Origin of the sequence: Paraburkholderia sp. BL21I4N1 (assembly GCF_002973525.1) — a bacterium.
Taxonomy (GTDB): Bacteria; Pseudomonadota; Gammaproteobacteria; order Burkholderiales; family Burkholderiaceae; genus Paraburkholderia.
Map to the genome: position 1 here is coordinate 51,548 of NZ_PVEN01000025.1, position 18,786 is coordinate 70,333.

The 18,786-nt window shown below is 61.2% G+C and carries 15 protein-coding genes; 5 read left to right on the top strand and 10 right to left on the bottom strand.

Annotated features, from left to right (window positions below; all coding sequences use genetic code 11):
* Positions 1-51: 51 nt before the first annotated feature.
* Together B0G83_RS35225 and uvrB are read right to left on the bottom strand one after the other, a co-directional pair.
* Positions 52-600 (bottom strand): iron transporter, encoded by a 549-nt coding sequence (locus B0G83_RS35225; protein ID WP_105511915.1) that lies wholly within the window; start codon positions 598-600, stop codon positions 52-54.
* 432 nt (positions 601-1,032) lie between these two features.
* Positions 1,033-3,123 carry an excinuclease ABC subunit UvrB gene (gene uvrB / locus B0G83_RS35230; RefSeq protein ID WP_105511916.1) on the bottom strand — a complete coding sequence of 697 codons (2,091 nt, stop codon included), beginning with the start codon at positions 3,121-3,123 and terminating at the stop codon, positions 1,033-1,035.
* Positions 3,124-3,435: 312 nt separating this feature from the next.
* On the opposite strand from uvrB, the gene B0G83_RS35235 reads away from it, so the two are divergent.
* A complete protein-coding gene (locus tag B0G83_RS35235) occupies positions 3,436-4,635 on the top strand; it encodes an amino acid aminotransferase (protein ID WP_105511917.1) in 1,200 nt (399 codons plus the stop codon).
* Positions 4,636-4,734: 99 nt separating this feature from the next.
* On the opposite strand, the gene B0G83_RS35240 is transcribed toward B0G83_RS35235, so the two are convergent.
* Positions 4,735-5,973 carry a patatin-like phospholipase family protein gene (locus B0G83_RS35240; protein WP_105511918.1) on the bottom strand — a complete coding sequence of 413 codons (1,239 nt, stop codon included), beginning with the start codon at positions 5,971-5,973 and terminating at the stop codon, positions 4,735-4,737.
* A gap of 10 nt (positions 5,974-5,983) precedes the next feature.
* A complete protein-coding gene (locus tag B0G83_RS35245; protein WP_105511919.1) occupies positions 5,984-6,781 on the bottom strand; it encodes a 3-hydroxybutyrate dehydrogenase in 798 nt (265 codons plus the stop codon).
* 223 nt (positions 6,782-7,004) lie between these two features.
* Here B0G83_RS35245 and B0G83_RS35250 point away from each other — a divergent pair, with 223 nt between their 5' ends.
* Both B0G83_RS35250 and B0G83_RS35255 read left to right on the top strand, forming a co-directional pair.
* Positions 7,005-7,976, top strand: coding sequence for an aldo/keto reductase (locus B0G83_RS35250; RefSeq protein WP_105511920.1), 972 nt, complete (start codon positions 7,005-7,007; stop codon positions 7,974-7,976).
* 212 nt (positions 7,977-8,188) lie between these two features.
* Positions 8,189-9,034, top strand: a complete 846-nt coding sequence (locus B0G83_RS35255) for a 23S rRNA (adenine(2030)-N(6))-methyltransferase RlmJ (protein WP_105511931.1) — start codon at positions 8,189-8,191, stop codon at positions 9,032-9,034.
* A 75-nt stretch (positions 9,035-9,109) separates the two neighbouring features.
* Here B0G83_RS35255 and B0G83_RS35260 read toward each other — a convergent pair whose 3' ends face one another.
* The 3 genes from B0G83_RS35260 to cueR form a co-directional block, all read right to left on the bottom strand.
* Positions 9,110-9,469 (bottom strand): hypothetical protein, encoded by a 360-nt coding sequence (locus tag B0G83_RS35260; protein WP_105511921.1) that lies wholly within the window; start codon positions 9,467-9,469, stop codon positions 9,110-9,112.
* A 235-nt stretch (positions 9,470-9,704) separates the two neighbouring features.
* Entirely contained in the window at positions 9,705-9,851 is a 147-nt protein-coding gene (locus B0G83_RS35265) for a DUF3563 family protein (protein WP_081935903.1), read from the bottom strand.
* A 316-nt stretch (positions 9,852-10,167) separates the two neighbouring features.
* Positions 10,168-10,590 (bottom strand): Cu(I)-responsive transcriptional regulator, encoded by a 423-nt coding sequence (gene cueR, locus B0G83_RS35270; RefSeq protein WP_105511922.1) that lies wholly within the window; start codon positions 10,588-10,590, stop codon positions 10,168-10,170.
* 123 nt (positions 10,591-10,713) lie between these two features.
* Between cueR and B0G83_RS35275 the strand changes: the two genes are divergently transcribed.
* Both B0G83_RS35275 and B0G83_RS35280 read left to right on the top strand, forming a co-directional pair.
* Positions 10,714-10,947, top strand: a complete 234-nt coding sequence (locus B0G83_RS35275; RefSeq protein WP_105511923.1) for a heavy-metal-associated domain-containing protein — start codon at positions 10,714-10,716, stop codon at positions 10,945-10,947.
* Positions 10,948-10,959: 12 nt separating this feature from the next.
* A complete protein-coding gene (locus B0G83_RS35280) occupies positions 10,960-11,874 on the top strand; it encodes an SDR family oxidoreductase (RefSeq protein WP_105511924.1) in 915 nt (304 codons plus the stop codon).
* A gap of 97 nt (positions 11,875-11,971) precedes the next feature.
* Here B0G83_RS35280 and B0G83_RS35285 read toward each other — a convergent pair whose 3' ends face one another.
* The 3 genes from B0G83_RS35285 to imuA are packed head-to-tail and all read right to left on the bottom strand — an operon-like array spanning position 11,972 to position 18,157.
* Positions 11,972-15,667, bottom strand: coding sequence for an error-prone DNA polymerase (locus B0G83_RS35285; protein WP_105511925.1), 3,696 nt, complete (start codon positions 15,665-15,667; stop codon positions 11,972-11,974).
* 5 nt (positions 15,668-15,672) lie between these two features.
* On the bottom strand, positions 15,673-17,418 hold the full coding sequence (locus tag B0G83_RS35290; protein ID WP_105511926.1) for a DNA polymerase Y family protein: 1,746 nt from the start codon (positions 17,416-17,418) through the stop codon (positions 15,673-15,675).
* A complete protein-coding gene (gene imuA / locus B0G83_RS35295) occupies positions 17,318-18,157 on the bottom strand; it encodes a translesion DNA synthesis-associated protein ImuA (RefSeq protein ID WP_105511932.1) in 840 nt (279 codons plus the stop codon). The genes B0G83_RS35290 and imuA overlap by 101 nt, the downstream gene beginning before the upstream one ends.
* Positions 18,158-18,786: the final 629 nt, after the last annotated feature.

Here is an 18,786-nt window from a genome sequence, read left to right on the forward strand (position 1 = left end):
CTTCCGATCACGATCACATCACGACGCACGACGCGTGACGAACCGCGACGATCAGTAGCCGCCCTTCTTGCCGATACCGGCGAAGGTGAAGTCGTAGTCGAGCGTGATCGGCTTGAACCACGCGCCCACGCCGGTTTCCTTGTCGACGTGACGGCCGAAAGCCATGTGGCCCGTTTGCATCGGCGCCTCGACGATCAACTTCAGGTGGTATTTGCCCGGCCCTTGCAGCTTGACGTTGTCGCCGTAGTGCGGACCGTCGTTGGCGACCATCGCCATCATGTCGCCCTTCTGCGTCTGATTCGAACCGGCCTTCGTCAGCTCGTAACGCACTTGTAGATACGGCATCCAGTCGCCTTCGGCGAAACCGGTCGGGTTGTTTTTGACAGCGTGAATATCGGCTTCCAGATGAACGTCCGAATCAGACGCCTTGCGCATCATGCCTTCGGGTTCCATCGTGATCGGCTGCAGGTAGACGGCGCCGATCTCCATGCCACCCTGGATCTGCTGCTTGCCGATCGGATATTCCGCGGCCGATGCCGAGAGCGCCGCGACGGCGGCTACTGCTGCTGCGCCACCGCGCACAAATGAAGAAATCCGCATTGAAACTCCTAGTTTTTATCAGTGAGACTGGAATGAAACCCATTGGAATAGTGCGGTCAGGCACGTCTCGGCTGGCGCGGCCATTATCTTTCAAAAAACCCACATGCCGTAAGCAAGGCGCATACCAAAACGTTAATGCGAACCATTCTCAATATTGAATGAGTTTATCATCGATCGCTAGTGAGGACAAATTGGGACGTGCGCAAAGCCTTATGGCAGCGGGGTCTTAAGGCTTTCTTAAGGAAACGTCCGAAAACGGCGACAGATGCCGAGCCGACCCGGTGTCGGGTAGCTGTCGGTCTGCCAGGTGGTGTTATGTAGGGAGGTTGTCGGGCCAGTGTCGGGCACTTGCCGATGCTTTGTCCGATGTCAAAAGAAAAGGCGCGGCAGACTGCCGCGCCTCGCATGCCGACGATCCATAAATCAGACGGATCAGACGCCGGAGATGTGATCGCCGACGTTCGCGCCGAACACGCGTTGGCGCAGCAGCGCCAATTGGTCGCGGGTCTGCGCGGCTTTCTCGAATTCCAGATTCTTGGCGTGCTCCATCATCTGCTTTTCGAGGCGCTTGAGTTCCTTGGCGAGTTGCTTCTCGGACATGTCCTCGAACTTCGCGCGCGTTTGCTGTTCCTTCAGTTCGGCGCGCGCGTCGTCGACGTTATACACACCGTCGATAATGTCGCGAATCCGCTTGACCACGCCGCGCGGCGTGATGCCGTTCGCAACATTGAAGGCGGTCTGTTTGGTGCGCCGCCGCTCGGTTTCGTCGATCGCGCGACGCATCGAGTCGGTGATCTTGTCGCCGTACAGAATCGCCTTGCCGTTCACGTTGCGCGCCGCCCGGCCGATGGTCTGAATCAGCGAGCGCTCGGCGCGCAGGAAGCCTTCCTTGTCCGCGTCGAGAATCGCGACCAGCGACACTTCCGGAATATCCAGCCCTTCGCGCAGCAGGTTGATCCCGACCAGCACGTCGAATGTGCCCAGGCGCAGATCGCGGATGATCTCGACCCGCTCCACCGTATCGATGTCGCTATGCAGATAGCGCACCTTGACGCCGTGATCGGCCAGAAACTCGGTCAACTGCTCGGCCATGCGCTTGGTCAGCACGGTGACCAGCACGCGGTCGCCGACCTTGACGCGTTCGTTGATCTCGCCCAGCACGTCGTCCACCTGGCTGCGCGCCGGCCGCACTTCGATTTCCGGATCGACGAGCCCGGTGGGTCGCACCAGTTGTTCGGCCACCTGGCCGGCGGTTTTCTTCTCGTAGTCCGCCGGCGTGGCCGACACGAACACCACCTGACGCATCTTGCGCTCGAACTCGTTGAACTTGAGCGGCCGGTTGTCCAACGCCGACGGCAAACGGAAACCGTAGTCGACGAGGTTCTCCTTGCGCGCCCGGTCGCCGTTGTACATGCCGTTCAACTGACCGATCAGCACGTGCGATTCGTCGAGCAGCATGATCGCGTCCGGCGGCAGGTAGTCGACCAGCGTGGGCGGCGGCTCGCCGGGCGCCGCGCCCGAAAAATGCCGCGAGTAGTTTTCGATGCCTTTGCAGAAACCCAGCTCCTGCAGCATTTCCAGATCGAAGCGGGTACGCTGCTCGAGGCGCTGCGCTTCGACCAGCTTGCCGTCGCCATAGAAAAACTCGAGCCGCTCGCGCAGCTCGTTCTTGATGGTTTCGACCGCGCGCATCACCGTATCGCGCGGCGTTACATAGTGCGACGACGGATACACCGTGAAACGCGCAATCTTCTGACGCACGCGGCCGGTGAGCGGATCGAATAGTTGCAGCGTTTCGACTTCGTCGTCGAACAGCTCGAGGCGCACCGCCATCTCGGCATGCTCGGCCGGGAAAATGTCGATGGTATCGCCGCGCACGCGGAACGAGCCGCGCTGGAAGTCGGCTTCGTTGCGGTTGTACTGCATCGCGATCAGCCGCGCGATGATGTCGCGCTGGCCCAGTTTGTCGCCGGTGCGCAGCGTCAGAATCATCTTGTGGTATTCGGACGGATTGCCGATACCGTAAATCGCCGACACCGTCGCCACGATTATCACGTCGCGCCGCTCCAGCAGGCTCTTGGTGGCCGACAGCCGCATCTGTTCGATGTGCTCGTTGATCGATGAGTCCTTTTCAATGAACAGGTCGCGCTGCGGCACATACGCTTCCGGCTGGTAGTAGTCGTAGTACGAAACGAAGTACTCGACCGCGTTGCGCGGGAAAAACTCGCGGAACTCCGAATAAAGCTGCGCGGCAAGCGTCTTGTTCGGCGCGAACACGATCGCCGGACGACCCAGCCGGGCGATCGTGTTCGCCATCGTGAAGGTCTTGCCGGAGCCGGTCACGCCGAGCAGCGTCTGGAACGACAGACCGTCTTCGACGCCTTCGACGAGCGTGTCGATCGCCGTGGGCTGGTCGCCGGCCGGCGGGTACGGCTGGTATAGCTGGAACGGCGAGCCTTCGAACGTGACGAACTTGGATTCGTCGAGCGCGTCTTCGGCTTCAGTGTGGTGTTGTTCGGACATGTGGGGCGGCACCGGGCCTTGGGCAAAGAACTATTCTAACGGGTTGCGCGAGTGCGGGCTGAGCGGGTCCGCGTAGAGGTTGAGACTCGATTCCTGACTACCACCTGGCGCCCAGCTGCCTGTTTTTCAAGCAATTAATTCCCCTCAACAGGCCGCGTCGGCCGAAAAATGGTCGTGAATTCGTTACAATGCGAAGTTGCGCTCGCTCGCAGCCGCCCGCCACCCGCCTGCTTTTTTTCGTCAGACGCCGCTGTTCGGGCCGCCCCGCGCGCGATGCCGCCGCCCTCTTTTCACTACTGCTGCCCACCCATCATGTCTCTGTTCTCCGCCGTCGAACTTGCTCCCCGCGACCCGATTCTGGGCCTGAACGAAGCTTTTAACGCCGATGCGCGCGCCACCAAGGTCAATCTTGGCGTCGGCGTGTACTTCAATGAAGAAGGCAAGATTCCGCTGCTACGCGCCGTGCGCGACGCCGAACGGGCGCGCGTCGAAGCTGCGCTGCCGCGCGGCTATCTGCCGATCGAAGGCATCGCCGCCTACGACGCAGCCGTGCAAACGCTGCTGCTCGGCAACGACTCGGCGCTGATCGCGGCCGGTCGCGTCGTGACGGCGCAGGCACTGGGCGGCACGGGCGCGCTGAAGATCGGCGCGGACTTCCTGAAGCGCCTGGATCCGAACGCCAAGGTCGCGATCAGCGACCCGAGCTGGGAAAACCACCGTGCGCTGTTCGAAAGCGCAGGCTTTGAAGTCCTGTCGTACCCGTACTACGACGCGCAAACGCATGGCGTGAACTTCCAAGGCATGCTGGGCGCGCTGAACAGCTACGCGGCGGGCACGGTTGTCGTGCTGCACGCGTGCTGCCACAACCCGACCGGCGTCGACCTCAGCGTCGAGCAATGGAAGCAGGTGGTCGAAGTCGTCAAGGCGCGCAATCTGGTGCCGTTCCTCGACATCGCTTATCAAGGTTTCGGCGACAACATCGAATCCGATGCCGCCGCCGTGCGCCTGTTCGCCGCGTCGGAACTGAACGTGTTCGTGTCGTCGTCGTTCTCGAAGTCGTTCTCGCTGTACGGCGAGCGCATTGGCGCGCTGTCCATCATCACCGCGAGCAAGGAAGAATCCTCGCGCGTGCTGTCGCAGCTCAAGCGCGTGATCCGCACGAACTACTCGAACCCGCCCACGCATGGCGGCTCGGTGGTTGCAGCGGTGCTCGCGTCGGCCGACCTGCGCGCCACGTGGGAAACGGAACTGGGCGAAATGCGCGATCGCATCCGCGCCATGCGCAACGGTCTGGTCGAACGCCTGAAGGCAAGCGGCGTGGATCGCGACTTCAGCTTCGTGAACGCGCAACGCGGCATGTTCTCTTACTCGGGTCTGACGGCGCCGCAAGTGGACCGTCTGCGCGAGGAGTTCGGCATCTATGCGGTGAGCACCGGTCGTATCTGCGTGGCTGCGCTGAACACGCGCAATCTCGACGCAGTGGCTAACGCGATCGCTCACGTGTTGAAGTAAGAAGGCATTCAGACGCGCGGCTTGTTCCCCGCGCGCTGTCCCGACGTGAAAACGGCGCCCTTAGGGGCGCCGTTTTTCGTTTGTGGCTTGCGATCTTTATCAGCGTGAATCGCGGTGAATATCGTGCGTGACAAAACCCGCATCGTTATCCGGTATGTCGAGCCAATCGGGTTGCGCAAGCGAGCGCTGGATATCCTCCAGACCACTTTGCCAATGTTCGCGCATGGTGGAGAGACCGAACTGGAAGTCCTTGAAATGCCCTTCGTATTCCTTTTGCCGGTAGATCAGATGCATCACGTTGTAGCGCTTCGAACACGATAGATCGTCGGCCAGCTTGCACCACGGATCGTCGCGCTGATCGGACGGCACACGGTCCAGCACCTCGCGCAACACGTGCCGGAAACGCTGCGAGCGTTGCAGCATATCGGTCACGAGACGCGTGCGGCTCGAGTACTGAATGTCTTTCATGCGCCCCTGAACGTCGGTGATGTTATCCGGCACCGGCCCGATCGCGCTCCACAGATCGACCTGAAACGCGAGCGTGTCACGACGCGGCGTGGACTGAATCACCTCGTAGAGCGGCGTATTCGACATCAAGCCGCCGTCCCAGTAGTACTGACCGTCGATCTCGACCGCCGCGAAGCCCGGCGGCAACGCACCGGACGCCATGAAATGCTCGGGCCTTAGCGTGGTGTGCGTGTTATCGAAGTACGCGAAATTCCCCGTACCGCAATTGACCGCGCCCACCGACACGCGCATTTCCTTCGAGTTGATCCGGTCGAAATCACACAGCGCTTCAAGTGTGGCTTTCAGCGGCGTAGTGTCGTAGTAGCTGGCCATTTGCGGCGGCCCGGACACCGTGGGCAGCGGCGGCGGGAAACGCGGAACAAAAAAGCCCTTTTGCCCTTCGACGATAGCGCCCATGGCCTGGGTTGCCGTAAAGGCTTTGCGTATCGCCTCGCTGGAATTGAACAGTGCGTGTTCGATAAAAGCCGGCAGCGGCGGCCCGAATGCCGGCTGGCAGATCGTCTCCCAGAACTGCAGCAGCCGTTCGACACGCTTTTCCGGCGGATTGCCGGCAATGATGGCCGTATTCAACGCGCCGATCGAAATGCCCGCCAGCCAGTTAGGTTCGATGCCGGCCTCGAAAAGTCCCTGATAGACGCCGGCCTGGTACGCGCCCAATGCGCCGCCGCCCTGCAACACCAAAGCGACAGTTTCATAGTTGGGCAAATGGAGGTGCCGGGCAGGGTGTGCCGCGGGCGCGGGGCCCGCGCCCTCGCCTTCCCCGTCGCCGGGCGCACCCACGCGCGCCCGCTTGAGATTGCGTTGCGCCATAGGTGACTCCTTATTGCATGTACCAGCCGTGGCTCACAATAAAGGACTGGCCGGTCAGCGCGGCCGTCGGGAAGGTGGAGAGGAACAGCACCGTCTGCGCGACGTCTTCCACCGTGGTGAAGATGCCGTCGACCGTGCCGCCCAGCATTACGCGCTTGATCACGTCTTCTTCGCTGATGCCGAGTTCTTTGGCCTGCTCGGGAATCTGCTTGTCGACGAGCGGCGTGCGCACGAAACCCGGACACACCACGTGCGAGCGCACATTGTGCTTGGCGCCTTCCTTGGCCAGCACACGCGAGAGGCCCAGCAACGCGTGCTTGGCGGTCACGTACGCGGACTTCAGCGGCGACGCTTCATGCGAATGGACCGAGCCCATGTAGATCACGATGCCGCCGCGATCGTCTTTATACATGTGCTTCAGCGCGGCCTTGGTGGTCAGGAAGGCGCCGTCCACGTGAATCGCCTGCATTTTCTTCCAGTCGGAAAACGAATAGTTTTCGATTGGATTAACGATCTGGATGCCGGCGTTGGAAATCAGAATATCGATCGAGCCAAATTCGGCGGCGACTTTGTCGATGCCCTGATTGACGGCTTCTTCGTTCGTGACGTCCATGGCCACGCCGATTGCCTTGCCGCCGCCCTGTTTGATTTCTTCAGCGACGGCGTTCGCCCCGTCCTGATTCAGGTCGGCGATCGCGACCGCCGCGCCCGCCGCCGAAAGGGTGAGCGCAATCTGCTTGCCGATGCCGCTCGCGGCACCGGTGACTACCGCGACTTTGCCATTCAGATTCGTGTTCAGTGACGACATCCAGAACCTCCATGCAGTTGATGAGCAATGAGACCACGGACCGCGGGCGGCGTGAAGTCAGCCAAACGGCATAGGCCGTTCGGCCGAATGCTGCACTGCGGCCATCGCTGCTATTGTGCATGAACCGTGTGAACTCCATCGGTAAAACGCACATCGCCCCGTATCTCTTTAAACTGGATGTTTTCGGCGGAATTCCTGTGGCATCACCAACAAGGAGGAAGGCATGAATTATCGACGTCTGGGCCGCTCTGGCCTGCAAGTCAGCGAACTGTCCATCGGCTCGTGGGTCACCTACGGCAATCAGGTCGACCATGGCGCGGCGCGTGAATCGCTCGCGGCGGCGCGCGACGCCGGCGTCAACTTTTTCGATAACGCCGAGGTCTACGCCGGCGGCAAGTCGGAAGAGATCATGGGTCAGGCGCTCAAGGAACTGGCGTGGCCGCGCGTCAGCTACGTGGTGTCCACGAAATTCTTCTGGGGCCTCGCGGAAGCGCCGAATCAGTACCACACACTGAACCGTAAATATCTACTGAACGCGATCGACGCGTCGCTCAAGCGTCTGCAGCTCGATTATGTGGATCTGGTGTTCTGTCATCGTCCTGACCCGAACACGCCCGTCGAGGAAACGGTCTGGGCCATGAGCGACATGATTACGCGCGGCAAGGCCCTGTACTGGGGCACGTCCGAATGGAGCGCCGACGAAATTCGCGCGGCTTACGACATCGCCGAGCGTCATCATCTGCACAAGCCGGTCATGGAGCAGCCGCAATACAACCTGTTCCACCGCAAACGCGTCGAACAGGAATACAAGCGGCTTTATGAGGACATCGGTCTTGGACTGACTACGTGGAGTCCGCTCGCATCCGGTCTGCTAACCGGCAAATACCGCGACGGCGTGCCCGCCGATAGCCGCGCACAGTTGCAAGGTTACGACTGGTTGCGCAAGCAACTGACCGACACGGGCAAGAACAATGTGGTCGGCAAGCTCGGCGAAGTCGCCGACGAACTGGACTGCACGATCGGACAACTGGCGATCGCATGGCTGCTGAAGAATCCGCACGTGAGCACGGTGATCACGGGGGCGTCGCGGGTCGAACAGATCGGCGAGAACATGCAATCCGCCGAGGTGGCCGCGCGGATCACGCCAGAGATCAAGCAGAAGATCGAGGACATCGTCGGCGACGCGTACGACTGATCGGACTCGCGCCGCACCGCGTAACATGGGCCACGCCGCGCCTCGGCCATGTTGCGCGGAACTCGATGCAAAGCGCGAAGCACGACGCGGCGTCGCGTACAATACGCGACCGCGCCTCGCATCGGCGCTCTATGCCCGCTGTGCAGCCACATTGCACCCGCATCGCCGGATCCTCCTTGGGCCGGCACGCCTTCTTTCAGCGTTTCCTCATCATGCTTAGCTACCGCCACGCCTTTCACGCAGGCAATCACGCCGACGTCCTGAAACACGCCGTCGTGTTGCAGCTCTTGCGCTACCTCGGCCAGAAGGACAAAGCCTACTGGTACATCGACACGCATGCGGGCGCCGGCGTCTATTCGCTGAAGGAAGGCTACGCGGTCAAAACCGGGGAGTTTCAGACCGGCATTGCCAAACTGTGGGAGCGCAACGATCTGCCGCCGTTGTTCGCCGATTACGTCGACGAAGTGGCCGCGCTCAATCCTGACGGCCAACTGCGCTTCTACCCCGGTTCGCCTTATATTGCGTGGCGGCAGTTGCGCGAGCAGGACCGCATGCGTCTGTTCGAACTGCACACCACCGAAATCGACGTGCTGCGCCACAATTTCCGTGACGCGGGCCGCCGGGCCATGCTGTACGCCGGCGACGGCTTCGACGGCATCCTCGCCTTGCTGCCGCCGGCGCCGCGCCGCGCGCTGGTGCTGCTCGATCCGTCGTACGAGGACAAACGCGATTACACGCGCACGCTACGCTGCGTCGAAGAGAGCCTGAAGCGCTTTCCGACTGGCAGTTATGCAGTCTGGTATCCGCAGGTGCGGCGTCTTGAATCGCAGCGCTTTCCCGATCAACTGAAGAAGTTGCAGGAGCGTAACTGGCTGCACGTAAGCCTGACGGTGAGCAATCCGCCGGAAGATGGTTTTGGGCTGTTCGGTAGCGGCATGTTTATTCTGAATCCGCCGTATACGCTGGCCAAGACGCTGAAGGATCAGATGCCGTGGCTGGTTAAGGCGCTCGGCGAAGATAAGGCCGCGCAGTTTAAGGTCGAGTATCGCGGCGACTGAGATTGGCGGCGAGCGCGGGCTCGCTGCCTTGAGGCCCTTGTCCTTGAAGTAGCACAGTTACTGCGCCGCCAATGCCTATTGCGACCGCGGCACGGGGTGCGGCTGCGGCCGTGGCGGCTGCGGTGTGCTTCCGCCCGTGGGCAACTGGATATAAGGCGCGACAACGTAAGGCATCGACGAATTCGGCGCGAGTTCTGTGGGCGCTGCGATGGGCTGCGCGCCGACAATCGGCTGATGCGAGAGCGGCGCGGTCTGCAATACGGTGCCGCTTTGCCCGTCGTTGATGCCGTTTTGCGAGTCGAGGATCAACGGCTTGCGCGTCGTGCTGGTGTTCGTGCTCGACGCGGCGTATACAACCGACACGGTAAATGTCGTCGTCAGCGAGACCGCTGCGGCCACGGCGAAGATGAATTTGAGCGAGCGGACGGAAGGCATAGAACGGACCGGTTGAATTTGAGAACGTCGGGGAAGACGCTGAAAACGTCTTACCTTACCTCGACGTCACCTGCCAAGCTAGTCGATATTCGCCAGAAACGGGAGTCGCGCCCCCGTTGTGCGATTTTACGGGGCCCAGATGTGACAAAGCCCCGTCAATACGGGGCTCAACACTTACTGCGACTGCGGGGCTGCGCTACCTAGCGCTGCCGGTCCAACGTGACGCGAATGAAACTTACAGCGAGTAGCCGTTGGTTTCGAGCGTGCGGATGCGTTGTTCCAACTGAACGATATCCGACGACGACGCCAGGTAAGCTTCACGACGGTTACGTTCTGCGGCTTCAAACCAGGTGCTCAGCTTTTCAAGAATGTATGCAAACATGATGTTCTCCAAGGATCAGATTGAATCCCCGGTGCACTGTTCATCAGGGATTTCCCGTAAAAGGGTTAACCCGGATTATAGACCGATGGTGCAACCTTGCTAATGAAATGCCCGCATGACGTGCATTCCGCTTTGGAATGGTGCACGGTATCGGTGCAGGTAAGTCGTTGATTTATCTAAGCTTGGAAGCTGAATTTCTCCATAAACCATACCGCCCCGAATTTTATTGCACAAATTTAGTGCAAATGTTGCCCGTTGCCACAACGCTTCGTTGCGGGTTGCACCTTCTGCCGTAAACGCACGCTCAAACGCACCCTCAAACGGGATGACAACCGTGCCCGGACACCAGATCGGTGTCCGCGAGCCGCTCGATAATCGGGCAATCGGGCCGGTCGTCGCCGTGACAGTGGTCCGCCAGATGCGCCAACGTGTCGCGCATATCGGTGAGTTCCGCGATTCGGCGATCGAGTTCGGCCACATGTTCCAGCGCGATCGCCTTCACTTCGGCGCTGGCGCGCGAGCGGTCGTGCCACAACGCCAGCAACCGTCGAATGTCTTCGACCAGAAAGCCGAGCCGGCGCGCCTGCCGGATAAAGCGCAGCGAGTGAACCTCCTGCGGACCGTACACGCGATAACCCGCGCTGGTGCGCGCCTTTGCCATCAGCAAACCGACGCTTTCGTAGTAGCGAATCATCTTCGCCGTGACGCCCGACGAGCGGGCCGCTTCACCGATATTCATCACTTTCCCCCAAAGGTAGAAATCGATCCTACACCTTCCCATGATGAGAGGGTCTAGCACTCAAGTGCGGATCGGCAGGCATAATTCAACTATCGCAATATTCATTTCCCCGAGAGCCATCCGATGACGATCGAATTTCAGGTAGAAGGCATGAGCTGCCAACACTGCGTGGCAGCGGTGACGAATGCAATCCGCGAGCACGACGAAGCCGCGCAGGTTCAAGTGGATCTCGCGTCGGGACGTGTCGTGGTCGAATCGACGCAAGCGGCTGAGGTGCTGAAGGCCGCCATCGACGAAGCCGGCTACACGGTAAAAAGCGCGGCTGGCGGCGCCGCAAGCAGCGACGCACTTCGCTAGGCGGTTCACGCCATGTTCAAAGTTGCTGTCATTGGCGGCTCCGGGCTGCTCGGCCGCGCGCTCGTCGGCGAACTGGCGCGGCAGGCCGGCTGGCAAGTCGTCGCCACGACGTTCAGCCGCCCGGCGCCGCACGCCATCACACTGGATATTCGCGACGCCCGCGCGGTCGAGCAATTCGTCGAGCGCGAGGCACCGGACGCGCTCGTGATTGCCGCCGCGGAGCGTCGGCCGGACGTCTGCGAGCACGACCCGGCGCTGGCCCGCGCACTGAATGTCGACGCGGTACGCACCCTGGCCGCCGCGGCAAACCGGTGCGGCGCATGGACGCTGTCGATCTCCACCGACTACGTTTTCGACGGCGCCCACCCGCCCTATCGGCATGACGCCGCGCCCTCGCCGCTCAACGCTTATGGACGCAGCAAGCTCGAAGGCGAGCGTGCGCTGCTGGAGGCGACCGATCTCGGCTGCATGCTGCGTTTGCCGCTTCTGTATGGGCCGATCGTCGGCTGGGCGGAATCGGCGGTGACGAGTCTCGTACCGGCGATCGCGGCATCGGTGGATGGCAAGCCCGCGGTCATGGATGCATGGGCGATCCGCTATCCGACCTTCACGCCGGATATCGCATTCGTGATCCGGCAGATGCTCGAACAGCATGCGCGCGGCGACACGATCCGCGGCATCATGCAATGGTCGGGCGACGAGCCAATGACCAAGTACGACATCGCGCTACGTCTTGCCGAAGCGTTGCAGCTCGACGCGCGGCTAACGCCGCAGCACACGCCGACCGATGCGACGCCGCGTCCGCATAACTGCCATCTGGCGTCGGATCGACTTGACGCGCTTGGGATTGGCCGCCGTACGTCGTTCGATACGGCGATCCGGCAGGTGTTGGGGGCGTTTCCGTGGCGCGGCGATACGGCGACGTAAATGTCGGCTCTAGCGCGAGCGCAAGTTTGAGCTTGCGCGCATCGAGCGGCTTAAGCGCCCGCGTGCCTAACCACCCCACAAGCGCCCCCCAACAACCTCAATGAAAATCGCGACTCGCCGTGGCGAGCTCGCCGAGCCAATCGCTAAGATCCTCAAGACGATGGGCGACGAGATGAACCACCTCGCCCATGTTTTTCCGTTTCCCTTTACCTGCTGGTTTCCCTTCGCCCGCCGGTTTTCCCTTACCCGCCGGTTTCCCGTTCACCGCCGGCCCCGCCTCGTCGTTGTCGCCACCCGTCGCGACACCGTCGTCGCGTTGCACGACGCCGTAGACCGCCAGCAACGACGCGCCCAACAACACCTTGCGTTGCTTTTCCACCAGCGACGGCCAGACGATCACATTGACCGAGCCCGTCTCGTCTTCGATGGAAACGAACACCGTGCCGTTCGCCGTGCCCGGCCGTTGCCGCACGGTGACGATGCCGCACGCCCGCGCCAGCGTGCCGTGCTGACACGCGGCGAGTTCGGCCGCCGCGCGAAAACGCTGCCGCGCAAGCCGCGGACGCAATAACGCGAGCGGATGACGATTCAGCGTGAGGCCGATGCTGGCGTAATCGTCGACGATCTCGCGGCCCTCGGCAGCTTGCGGCAGCGCCAATGGCGCTTCGGCGATCGGTGCGTCGCGCAGCAATTTAGGCACTGTGTGCTGCGCGGTCACGGCCCACCACGCTTCACGCCGATGCCCCGCGATGCCGACCAGCGCATTTGCCGCGGCGAGCGCTTCGAGATCGCGCCGCGTCAAGACCGCACGACGTGCCAGATCGTCGACGTCGGCAAACTGCGCGTCGCGGCGAGCCGCCATGATGCGTTCGGCGGCGCCCTGCGCCAGTCCCTTGATCAGATGCAGACCGATGCGTACCGCGGGACCGCGCGCGCCATACGTATTCGATGCCTGAAACACGCGAGCCGTCATGCGTTTTGCCGCGCGACGGATCGTCCGGCTCACCGTCAACCGCCGCAACGCCAGATCGCGCAATTGCTGTGCGGACAGCACGGCGTGCTGACGATGCAGGCAGGTCTCGTCCGTGGAGATCCGCTGCCCTTCGTGATCGCGCTGCTCGAACGTGGACTCCCAATCGCTCAGCGTCACATCGGGCGGCAACACCGGGACGCCATGACGTTTCGCATCCTGCACGAGTTGCGACGGCGAATAAAACCCCAACGGCTGACTGTTCAGCAGGCCCGCCAGAAAAGCCGCCGGCTCATAACGCTTCAGCCACGCGCTGAGGTAAACGAGCAACGCGAAACTCGCTGCATGACTCTCAGGAAAACCGTACTCGCCGAAGCCCTCGATCTGTTTGCAGATGCGGTCGATGAACGTCTGCTCATAACCGCGTTCGAGCATCCGCTCGCTCAAATCTTTCTGATACTTTTCGATGTTGCCGCTGCGCCGCCACGCGGCCATTGCACGACGCAACTGATCGGCCTGCTCACCGGTATATTTCGCCGCCACCATCGCCAGATGCATGACCTGCTCCTGGAAAATCGGCACACCGAGCGTGCGTTCGAGCACCGGCCGCAATTCGTCCTTGGCGTAGTCGACCGCTTCGAGACCTTGCTTGCGACGCAGATAAGGATGCACCATGCCGCCCTGAATCGGTCCGGGCCGCACGATCGCCACTTCGATCACGAGGTCGTAGTACTTGTGCGGCTTCAAACGCGGCAACATGCTTTGCTGCGCGCGCGATTCGATCTGGAACACGCCGATCGTATCGGCGTGGCCGCACATCTCGTAGACGGCGCGATCTTCGCGCGGAATGTCCTGCATCCTGAAGCGCGGAAATCCCCGTCTCAGCGCAACGAATTCCAGCGCGCGACGAATCGCAGACAACATGCCGAGCGCCAGCACGTCGACTTTCAGCAGCTTGAGCGCGTCGATGTCGTCCTTGTCCCACTCGATCACACTGCGGTCTTTCATCGTCGCGTTTTCGATCGGCACCAGTCGCGACAGTTTGTCTTTCGCGATCACAAAGCCGCCGACGTGTTGCGACAGATGGCGCGGAAAACCCCGCAACTCTTTAGTGAGACGAATCAGATTTTGCGTGATGTGCGAGTTGGCGTCGAAGCCCGCTTCGCCCAGATATTTAGCGACCGCGTCCGTGCCGTCCCACCACTGCTGCGACTTGCTGATCCGCTCGATCAACGACGCCTCGAGACCCAGCGCCTTGCCGACGTCCTTCAGCGCACTGCGCGCGTGATACGTAATCAGCGACGCCGTCAACGCCGCGCGATGACGGCCGTACTTGGCATAGATATATTGAATCACCTCTTCGCGGCGCTGATGCTCGAAGTCGACGTCGATATCCGGCGGCTCGTTGCGCGCGCGCGAGATGAAGCGCTCGATCAGCATGTTCATCTGCACCGGATCGATTTCCGTCACATGCAGGCAGTAGCACACGATCGAATTCGCCGCCGATCCGCGTCCCTGGCAGAGGATATGTCTCGAACGAGCAAAGCTCACGATATCGTGCACGGTGAGGAAATACTTTTCGTATTTCAGGTCGGCGATCAGCCCCAGTTCCTTCTCGATCTGACCGATTCGTTTCAGGTCCATTCCTTCAGGCCAGCGCTCCACCGCGCCGGCCATGACCAGCTTGCGCAGATAACTCGACGGCGACTCGCCGGCCGGCACCAGTTCTTCGGGATACTCGTATTTGAGTTCATCGAGCGAGAAGCGGCAGAGCGAGGCAATTCGCAGCGTTTCCTCGAGCGTGTCGCGCGGATACAGTTTGCCGAGCCGCACGCGCGTGCGCATATGCCGCTCGGCGTTCGCCTCGAGCGCGTTGCCGCATGCCGAGAGCGGCGTAACGAGGCCGATCGCGGTCATGGTGTCCTGTAGAGGCTTGCGCGAACGCGTATGCATCAGAACGCCGCCCGCCGCGACCAGCGGCAAACCAGTCGAGGACGACATCATCCGCAATGCGTCGATCTGCAGATCGTCGCTGCCGGTTTGCCAGAGTTCGAGCGCGATCCACGCACGCTGCGCCGCGAACGACGCGAGCCAATGCGCGCAACGCAGCGTGTGAGCGAGCGTCGCCGTGCGCTGCGGCACGAGAATCAGAAGGCAGTCCGGCAATGTCTGCAGATGTTCCAGATGCGGCAACGAATCGGCGAGGTCGGACGGGCCGAGGCGGTAGCTGCCTTTGTCCGCGCGGGAGCGGGCCAGCGTGATCAGTTCGGAAAGGTTGCCGTAGCCGTTGCGGTTGGTTGCAAGCGCAACCAGAGTGCAGAAGGGCTTGCCGGTGTCATCGGTCAGATTGAGTTCGCTGCCGATGATAAGGTGAGGGATGGGTTTTAATTCGCTGGGTTCCGCGGGTTTCTGGGGTGCGGGTTCCTGGGGTGAAGTTTTCTTGGTCTCGCTTGCTTTGGTTTTGTTTTCTGTGGCCGTTTGTTGCGAGAACGTGGGCTTCTCTTCTTCGCTTTCCAACGACGTGTCGACCTGCGCGGCTTGCGCCTTGCTCTCGCGCTCTTTCAGTTGTGCGTTCAGTTGACGCTCGCGCTCCTGTTCGATTTCTTTCAACGCCGTGTGCGCACGTACGACGCCTGCCAACGAGCATTCGTCGGTAATGGCGAGTGCACTGTAGCCGCACGACATGGCCTGCTCCACGAGTTCGTGCGGATGCGAAGCGCCACGCAGAAACGAGAAGTTCGTCAGGCAATGCAACTCCGCATACGGCGGCAAGTTGACCGCGAGCGAGTGCTGAGTGAGGGGTGATGGCTGCGAGTTCGTCATGATGCTCAACCGAACAATCCCTGCAAATACCACTCGCCGCTAATACGTTCACGGTATACCCAGAACATATGGCCACGATCGTCGGCCGCGACGTAGTAATCCCGCTCGACGCGATTGCCGTCCCACCATCCGGCTTCAATCCGCTCGGTACGTGTCAGCATTTTCAACGGCCGACGATAGATCGGCCGCTGGTCGCGCGTCATCAGACGTAACGGTTTGTCGAGCATCCAGACCGGGCGAGGCTGCGAAGGCAGCGCGCTATCAGGTAAGTCGAGGGAGATTTGCGCGGTGGGTGGTTGCAGATTGTTGGGGGCTGCGTGGATTGCTTGCGCTTCCTGCGTCGCCGCATCATTGCCTGCTCGTTCGTCTTCCGCAGCGGCACGCCGCAACTCATCGGTCAGCCATGTCTTATCCGTTTTGCCTTTTCCCTTCGCCTTCGCCGGCGCACGCTTCTTGCGCGAAAACGCCTGCGCCTCGTACGCCTCCACACGCATTGCCCGCTCCGGACGATGATCGTCCTGCACCGACATCTGCAGCACGTTCTCCGCCCCCAACCGCGCACTCAAGCGTTCGAGCAGACGCGCGATCGAATCGCCATCTGATTCGGGCATCGGAAACAAGGTATCCGATTGCCCCGCATAGTCACCGATCTGATCCGCAACCAGTTTCAACTCGATAACTGGTGCCACCAGAACGGTTTGATTCAGTTTCTCCCGCAACAACCAGATCAAATGCTCGGCATCACGCGACGGTATCGCCCAGGCGACTCGCAAACTCGATGTTTTCGGCGCATGACGAGACGCCAATTCATGCTCGAACAGCAAGGTATAAGCACTGAGCGCCGCATGATGTGCGCTCAGCCAACCGGCCAATTGCACAATCAGTCGGCGTGCAGCAAACAGCAATGCATCGGCGTTCTCGACCCGCGACGGCAATTCCAGTTGCGCATGAAACGACGCCGGCGCACGAAACGATTCGCGCGGATCGGCCCGCGTTCCATACGCCTGCGCGAGCAGATCCAGTATCCCGCTGCCGAAACGCCGCACGACGCCCGACCTCGGCAATTGACACAAATCGGCCAGCGTACTGCAGCCGACATGCGCAAACGCATCGCGATGCGCCTGCGTGACCGGCAGCAGCGAGACGGATAAACGGTCGAGGAGTCGCGCGAGCGACGTCTCCTTCACTACATGCCAGCGACGCCCCTGCCTGCTGACCCTCGCCTGCGCCAGCAGCCACGCGCCCCAGGCGGTCGGTGCGCAGGCGATACGCGCCGTATAGCCGAATTCCGCCACCGTCGCGGACACCCGCGATAACAACCTACGCAACCCGCCGAACAACCTCAAACCAGAACCCACTTCCAGCAGCAGCGTATGCGCGTCGGCGAGCGAAACCTTCGGCGTGTAGGTCAGCAAAGCGAGGGCTATCGCCTCGAATGCCTGCGTTTCGCGGGGGACATCGGCAGCGAGCAGCTTCAGACCCGGCGCCAGCGCCAATGCATAGGATCGCGAATGACCTACTTGCACGCCAGCGCGCAAGGCATCGAAATCCTGCAGCAGGATGTGCGCATGATCGGCCAGCGCATAGCAACGCCCCTCCGTGACGTCATTGCCACTTCGAGGTGCGCGGGTCTCGTCGCGTTCACGTGGTTCACACTGATTCGGCTTCACGGGCGAACCATCCGGGAGCGGCGCGAGAGGCTTCACCGCTTCCAGCGACAAGAGCGGCAATGTGACTGCGATCCACAACATGTTTGATCTCTCGTCCTTGATGGACGTCGACTCGGTTTTGCGGCAACAGCGCGCTTTGTAAAGGCAAAAGGAGACGCAGCGGCTCAGCTAACGGCGGCCCGCGACGCTTGAAAATATCGATCGACACGCCAATCTCCTGCAACCACTGCCGACGGTTGATCGTCTCCGCATTGGCCGGCAAGAGCGGCGCGCAGATCATGCGTAAAGGTGCTGGCGACGATTGCGCGGCCACCTCGACGGGCCGAATCAAAAATGCCAGCGACGACGATTCCTGAGCCGCCACCTGCAAGCGTCGAACCTTATCGGCTCGGGCATTTGGCAGCCAGACCAGGACCGCACCGATGCCATCCTGCTTCAATGCCTGAGTGGCTGCCCATAGCGCCTGATCTTCGCTCGCGCGCACCCACAAAACTCGCTCGACATCGATCCCCCAGGCTCCGAGTGCCACGGCACAAGGCTGATAAGGCGGCGCCACGAATAGCACGTGCCGCCTGGTCTGCCTGGTCAGTTGATGAAGCGCGTGGGACAGCAGACGCACCTCCCCCATGCCGTCTTGTTCGATCAGTAACTCCGTCAAACCACCTGCAGACCAACCTTGTCCCGGCAGCAATTGATCCAGCTCGGCATAGCCGCTGGAAATCACACGCGAGTCCACTGCGGCGCACTCATTGCCCTGCCATATCTGACGCGACAATTGCGATGACAAGGCGGTGGTTGCAAGCCGAATCGCTGCTGCCATAGACACGCTCATTTTCAATAGGGAATGCTCCGCCCTGCCCAGCATCCAGCAGGCATGGGGGCGATACGTTTTACTGTATATTTATACAGTATTTTGAGGTGGATGTTAAGGCTGGGGGTGTGATGCGAAGGGTGTAAGAAAGCGTTTTTGAGGATGAAATTTTTCTAGGGTGTCGGCAGTTGTACCGTGCCCCGTTGTGGGCGATCACCGACGCGAGTGAACGACTGGACCGCTTTGCCGCAGGCATGACATATCAGACGCCCGCGCGAAAGCGCGCCTGAGCGGACGGGTGGAGGGGGAACGGATGGGCAAACTCGCTGCGTCTGGGGTGACGCGGCGTCTGGTGTTACGCGGCGTATCGGGACAGCGCACGTAAGACGTGCAGACCGCGAACGCCTGAGCTGGCGCTGCCTGCCGTTTGGGCGATAAACCGACAGTAATTGTCGCGCCGTTCGAGGCCGCCAGTGTGCAACGTGACGGTTTGCCCGTCGTGCCGGATATGGACGGTGGGATAGGCCTGAGATTTTCCACTGGCGTAAACGCAGAAACCCCACCTTTTGGGGGTGGGGTTTCTGTTTTCTGCAGGGGAGCCTGACGATTACCTACTTTCACACGGGCAATCCGCACTA

Excerpts from the sequence above, each read along its gene's own strand:
- B0G83_RS35225 (WP_105511915.1), bottom strand. The coding sequence starts at position 600 with ATGCGGATTTCTTCATTTGTGCGCGGTGGCGCAGCAGCAGTAGCCGCC.
- uvrB (WP_105511916.1), bottom strand. The coding sequence starts at position 3,123 with ATGTCCGAACAACACCACACTGAAGCCGAAGACGCGCTCGACGAATCC.
- B0G83_RS35235 (WP_105511917.1), top strand. The coding sequence starts at position 3,436 with ATGTCTCTGTTCTCCGCCGTCGAACTTGCTCCCCGCGACCCGATTCTG.
- B0G83_RS35240 (WP_105511918.1), bottom strand. The coding sequence starts at position 5,973 with ATGGCGCAACGCAATCTCAAGCGGGCGCGCGTGGGTGCGCCCGGCGAC.
- B0G83_RS35245 (WP_105511919.1), bottom strand. The coding sequence starts at position 6,781 with ATGTCGTCACTGAACACGAATCTGAATGGCAAAGTCGCGGTAGTCACC.
- B0G83_RS35250 (WP_105511920.1), top strand. The coding sequence starts at position 7,005 with ATGAATTATCGACGTCTGGGCCGCTCTGGCCTGCAAGTCAGCGAACTG.
- B0G83_RS35255 (WP_105511931.1), top strand. The coding sequence starts at position 8,189 with ATGCTTAGCTACCGCCACGCCTTTCACGCAGGCAATCACGCCGACGTC.
- B0G83_RS35260 (WP_105511921.1), bottom strand. The coding sequence starts at position 9,469 with ATGCCTTCCGTCCGCTCGCTCAAATTCATCTTCGCCGTGGCCGCAGCG.
- B0G83_RS35265 (WP_081935903.1), bottom strand. The coding sequence starts at position 9,851 with ATGTTTGCATACATTCTTGAAAAGCTGAGCACCTGGTTTGAAGCCGCA.
- cueR (WP_105511922.1), bottom strand. The coding sequence starts at position 10,590 with ATGAATATCGGTGAAGCGGCCCGCTCGTCGGGCGTCACGGCGAAGATG.
- B0G83_RS35275 (WP_105511923.1), top strand. The coding sequence starts at position 10,714 with ATGACGATCGAATTTCAGGTAGAAGGCATGAGCTGCCAACACTGCGTG.
- B0G83_RS35280 (WP_105511924.1), top strand. The coding sequence starts at position 10,960 with ATGTTCAAAGTTGCTGTCATTGGCGGCTCCGGGCTGCTCGGCCGCGCG.
- B0G83_RS35285 (WP_105511925.1), bottom strand. The coding sequence starts at position 15,667 with ATGACGAACTCGCAGCCATCACCCCTCACTCAGCACTCGCTCGCGGTC.
- B0G83_RS35290 (WP_105511926.1), bottom strand. The coding sequence starts at position 17,418 with ATGTTGTGGATCGCAGTCACATTGCCGCTCTTGTCGCTGGAAGCGGTG.
- imuA (WP_105511932.1), bottom strand. The coding sequence starts at position 18,157 with ATGGCAGCAGCGATTCGGCTTGCAACCACCGCCTTGTCATCGCAATTG.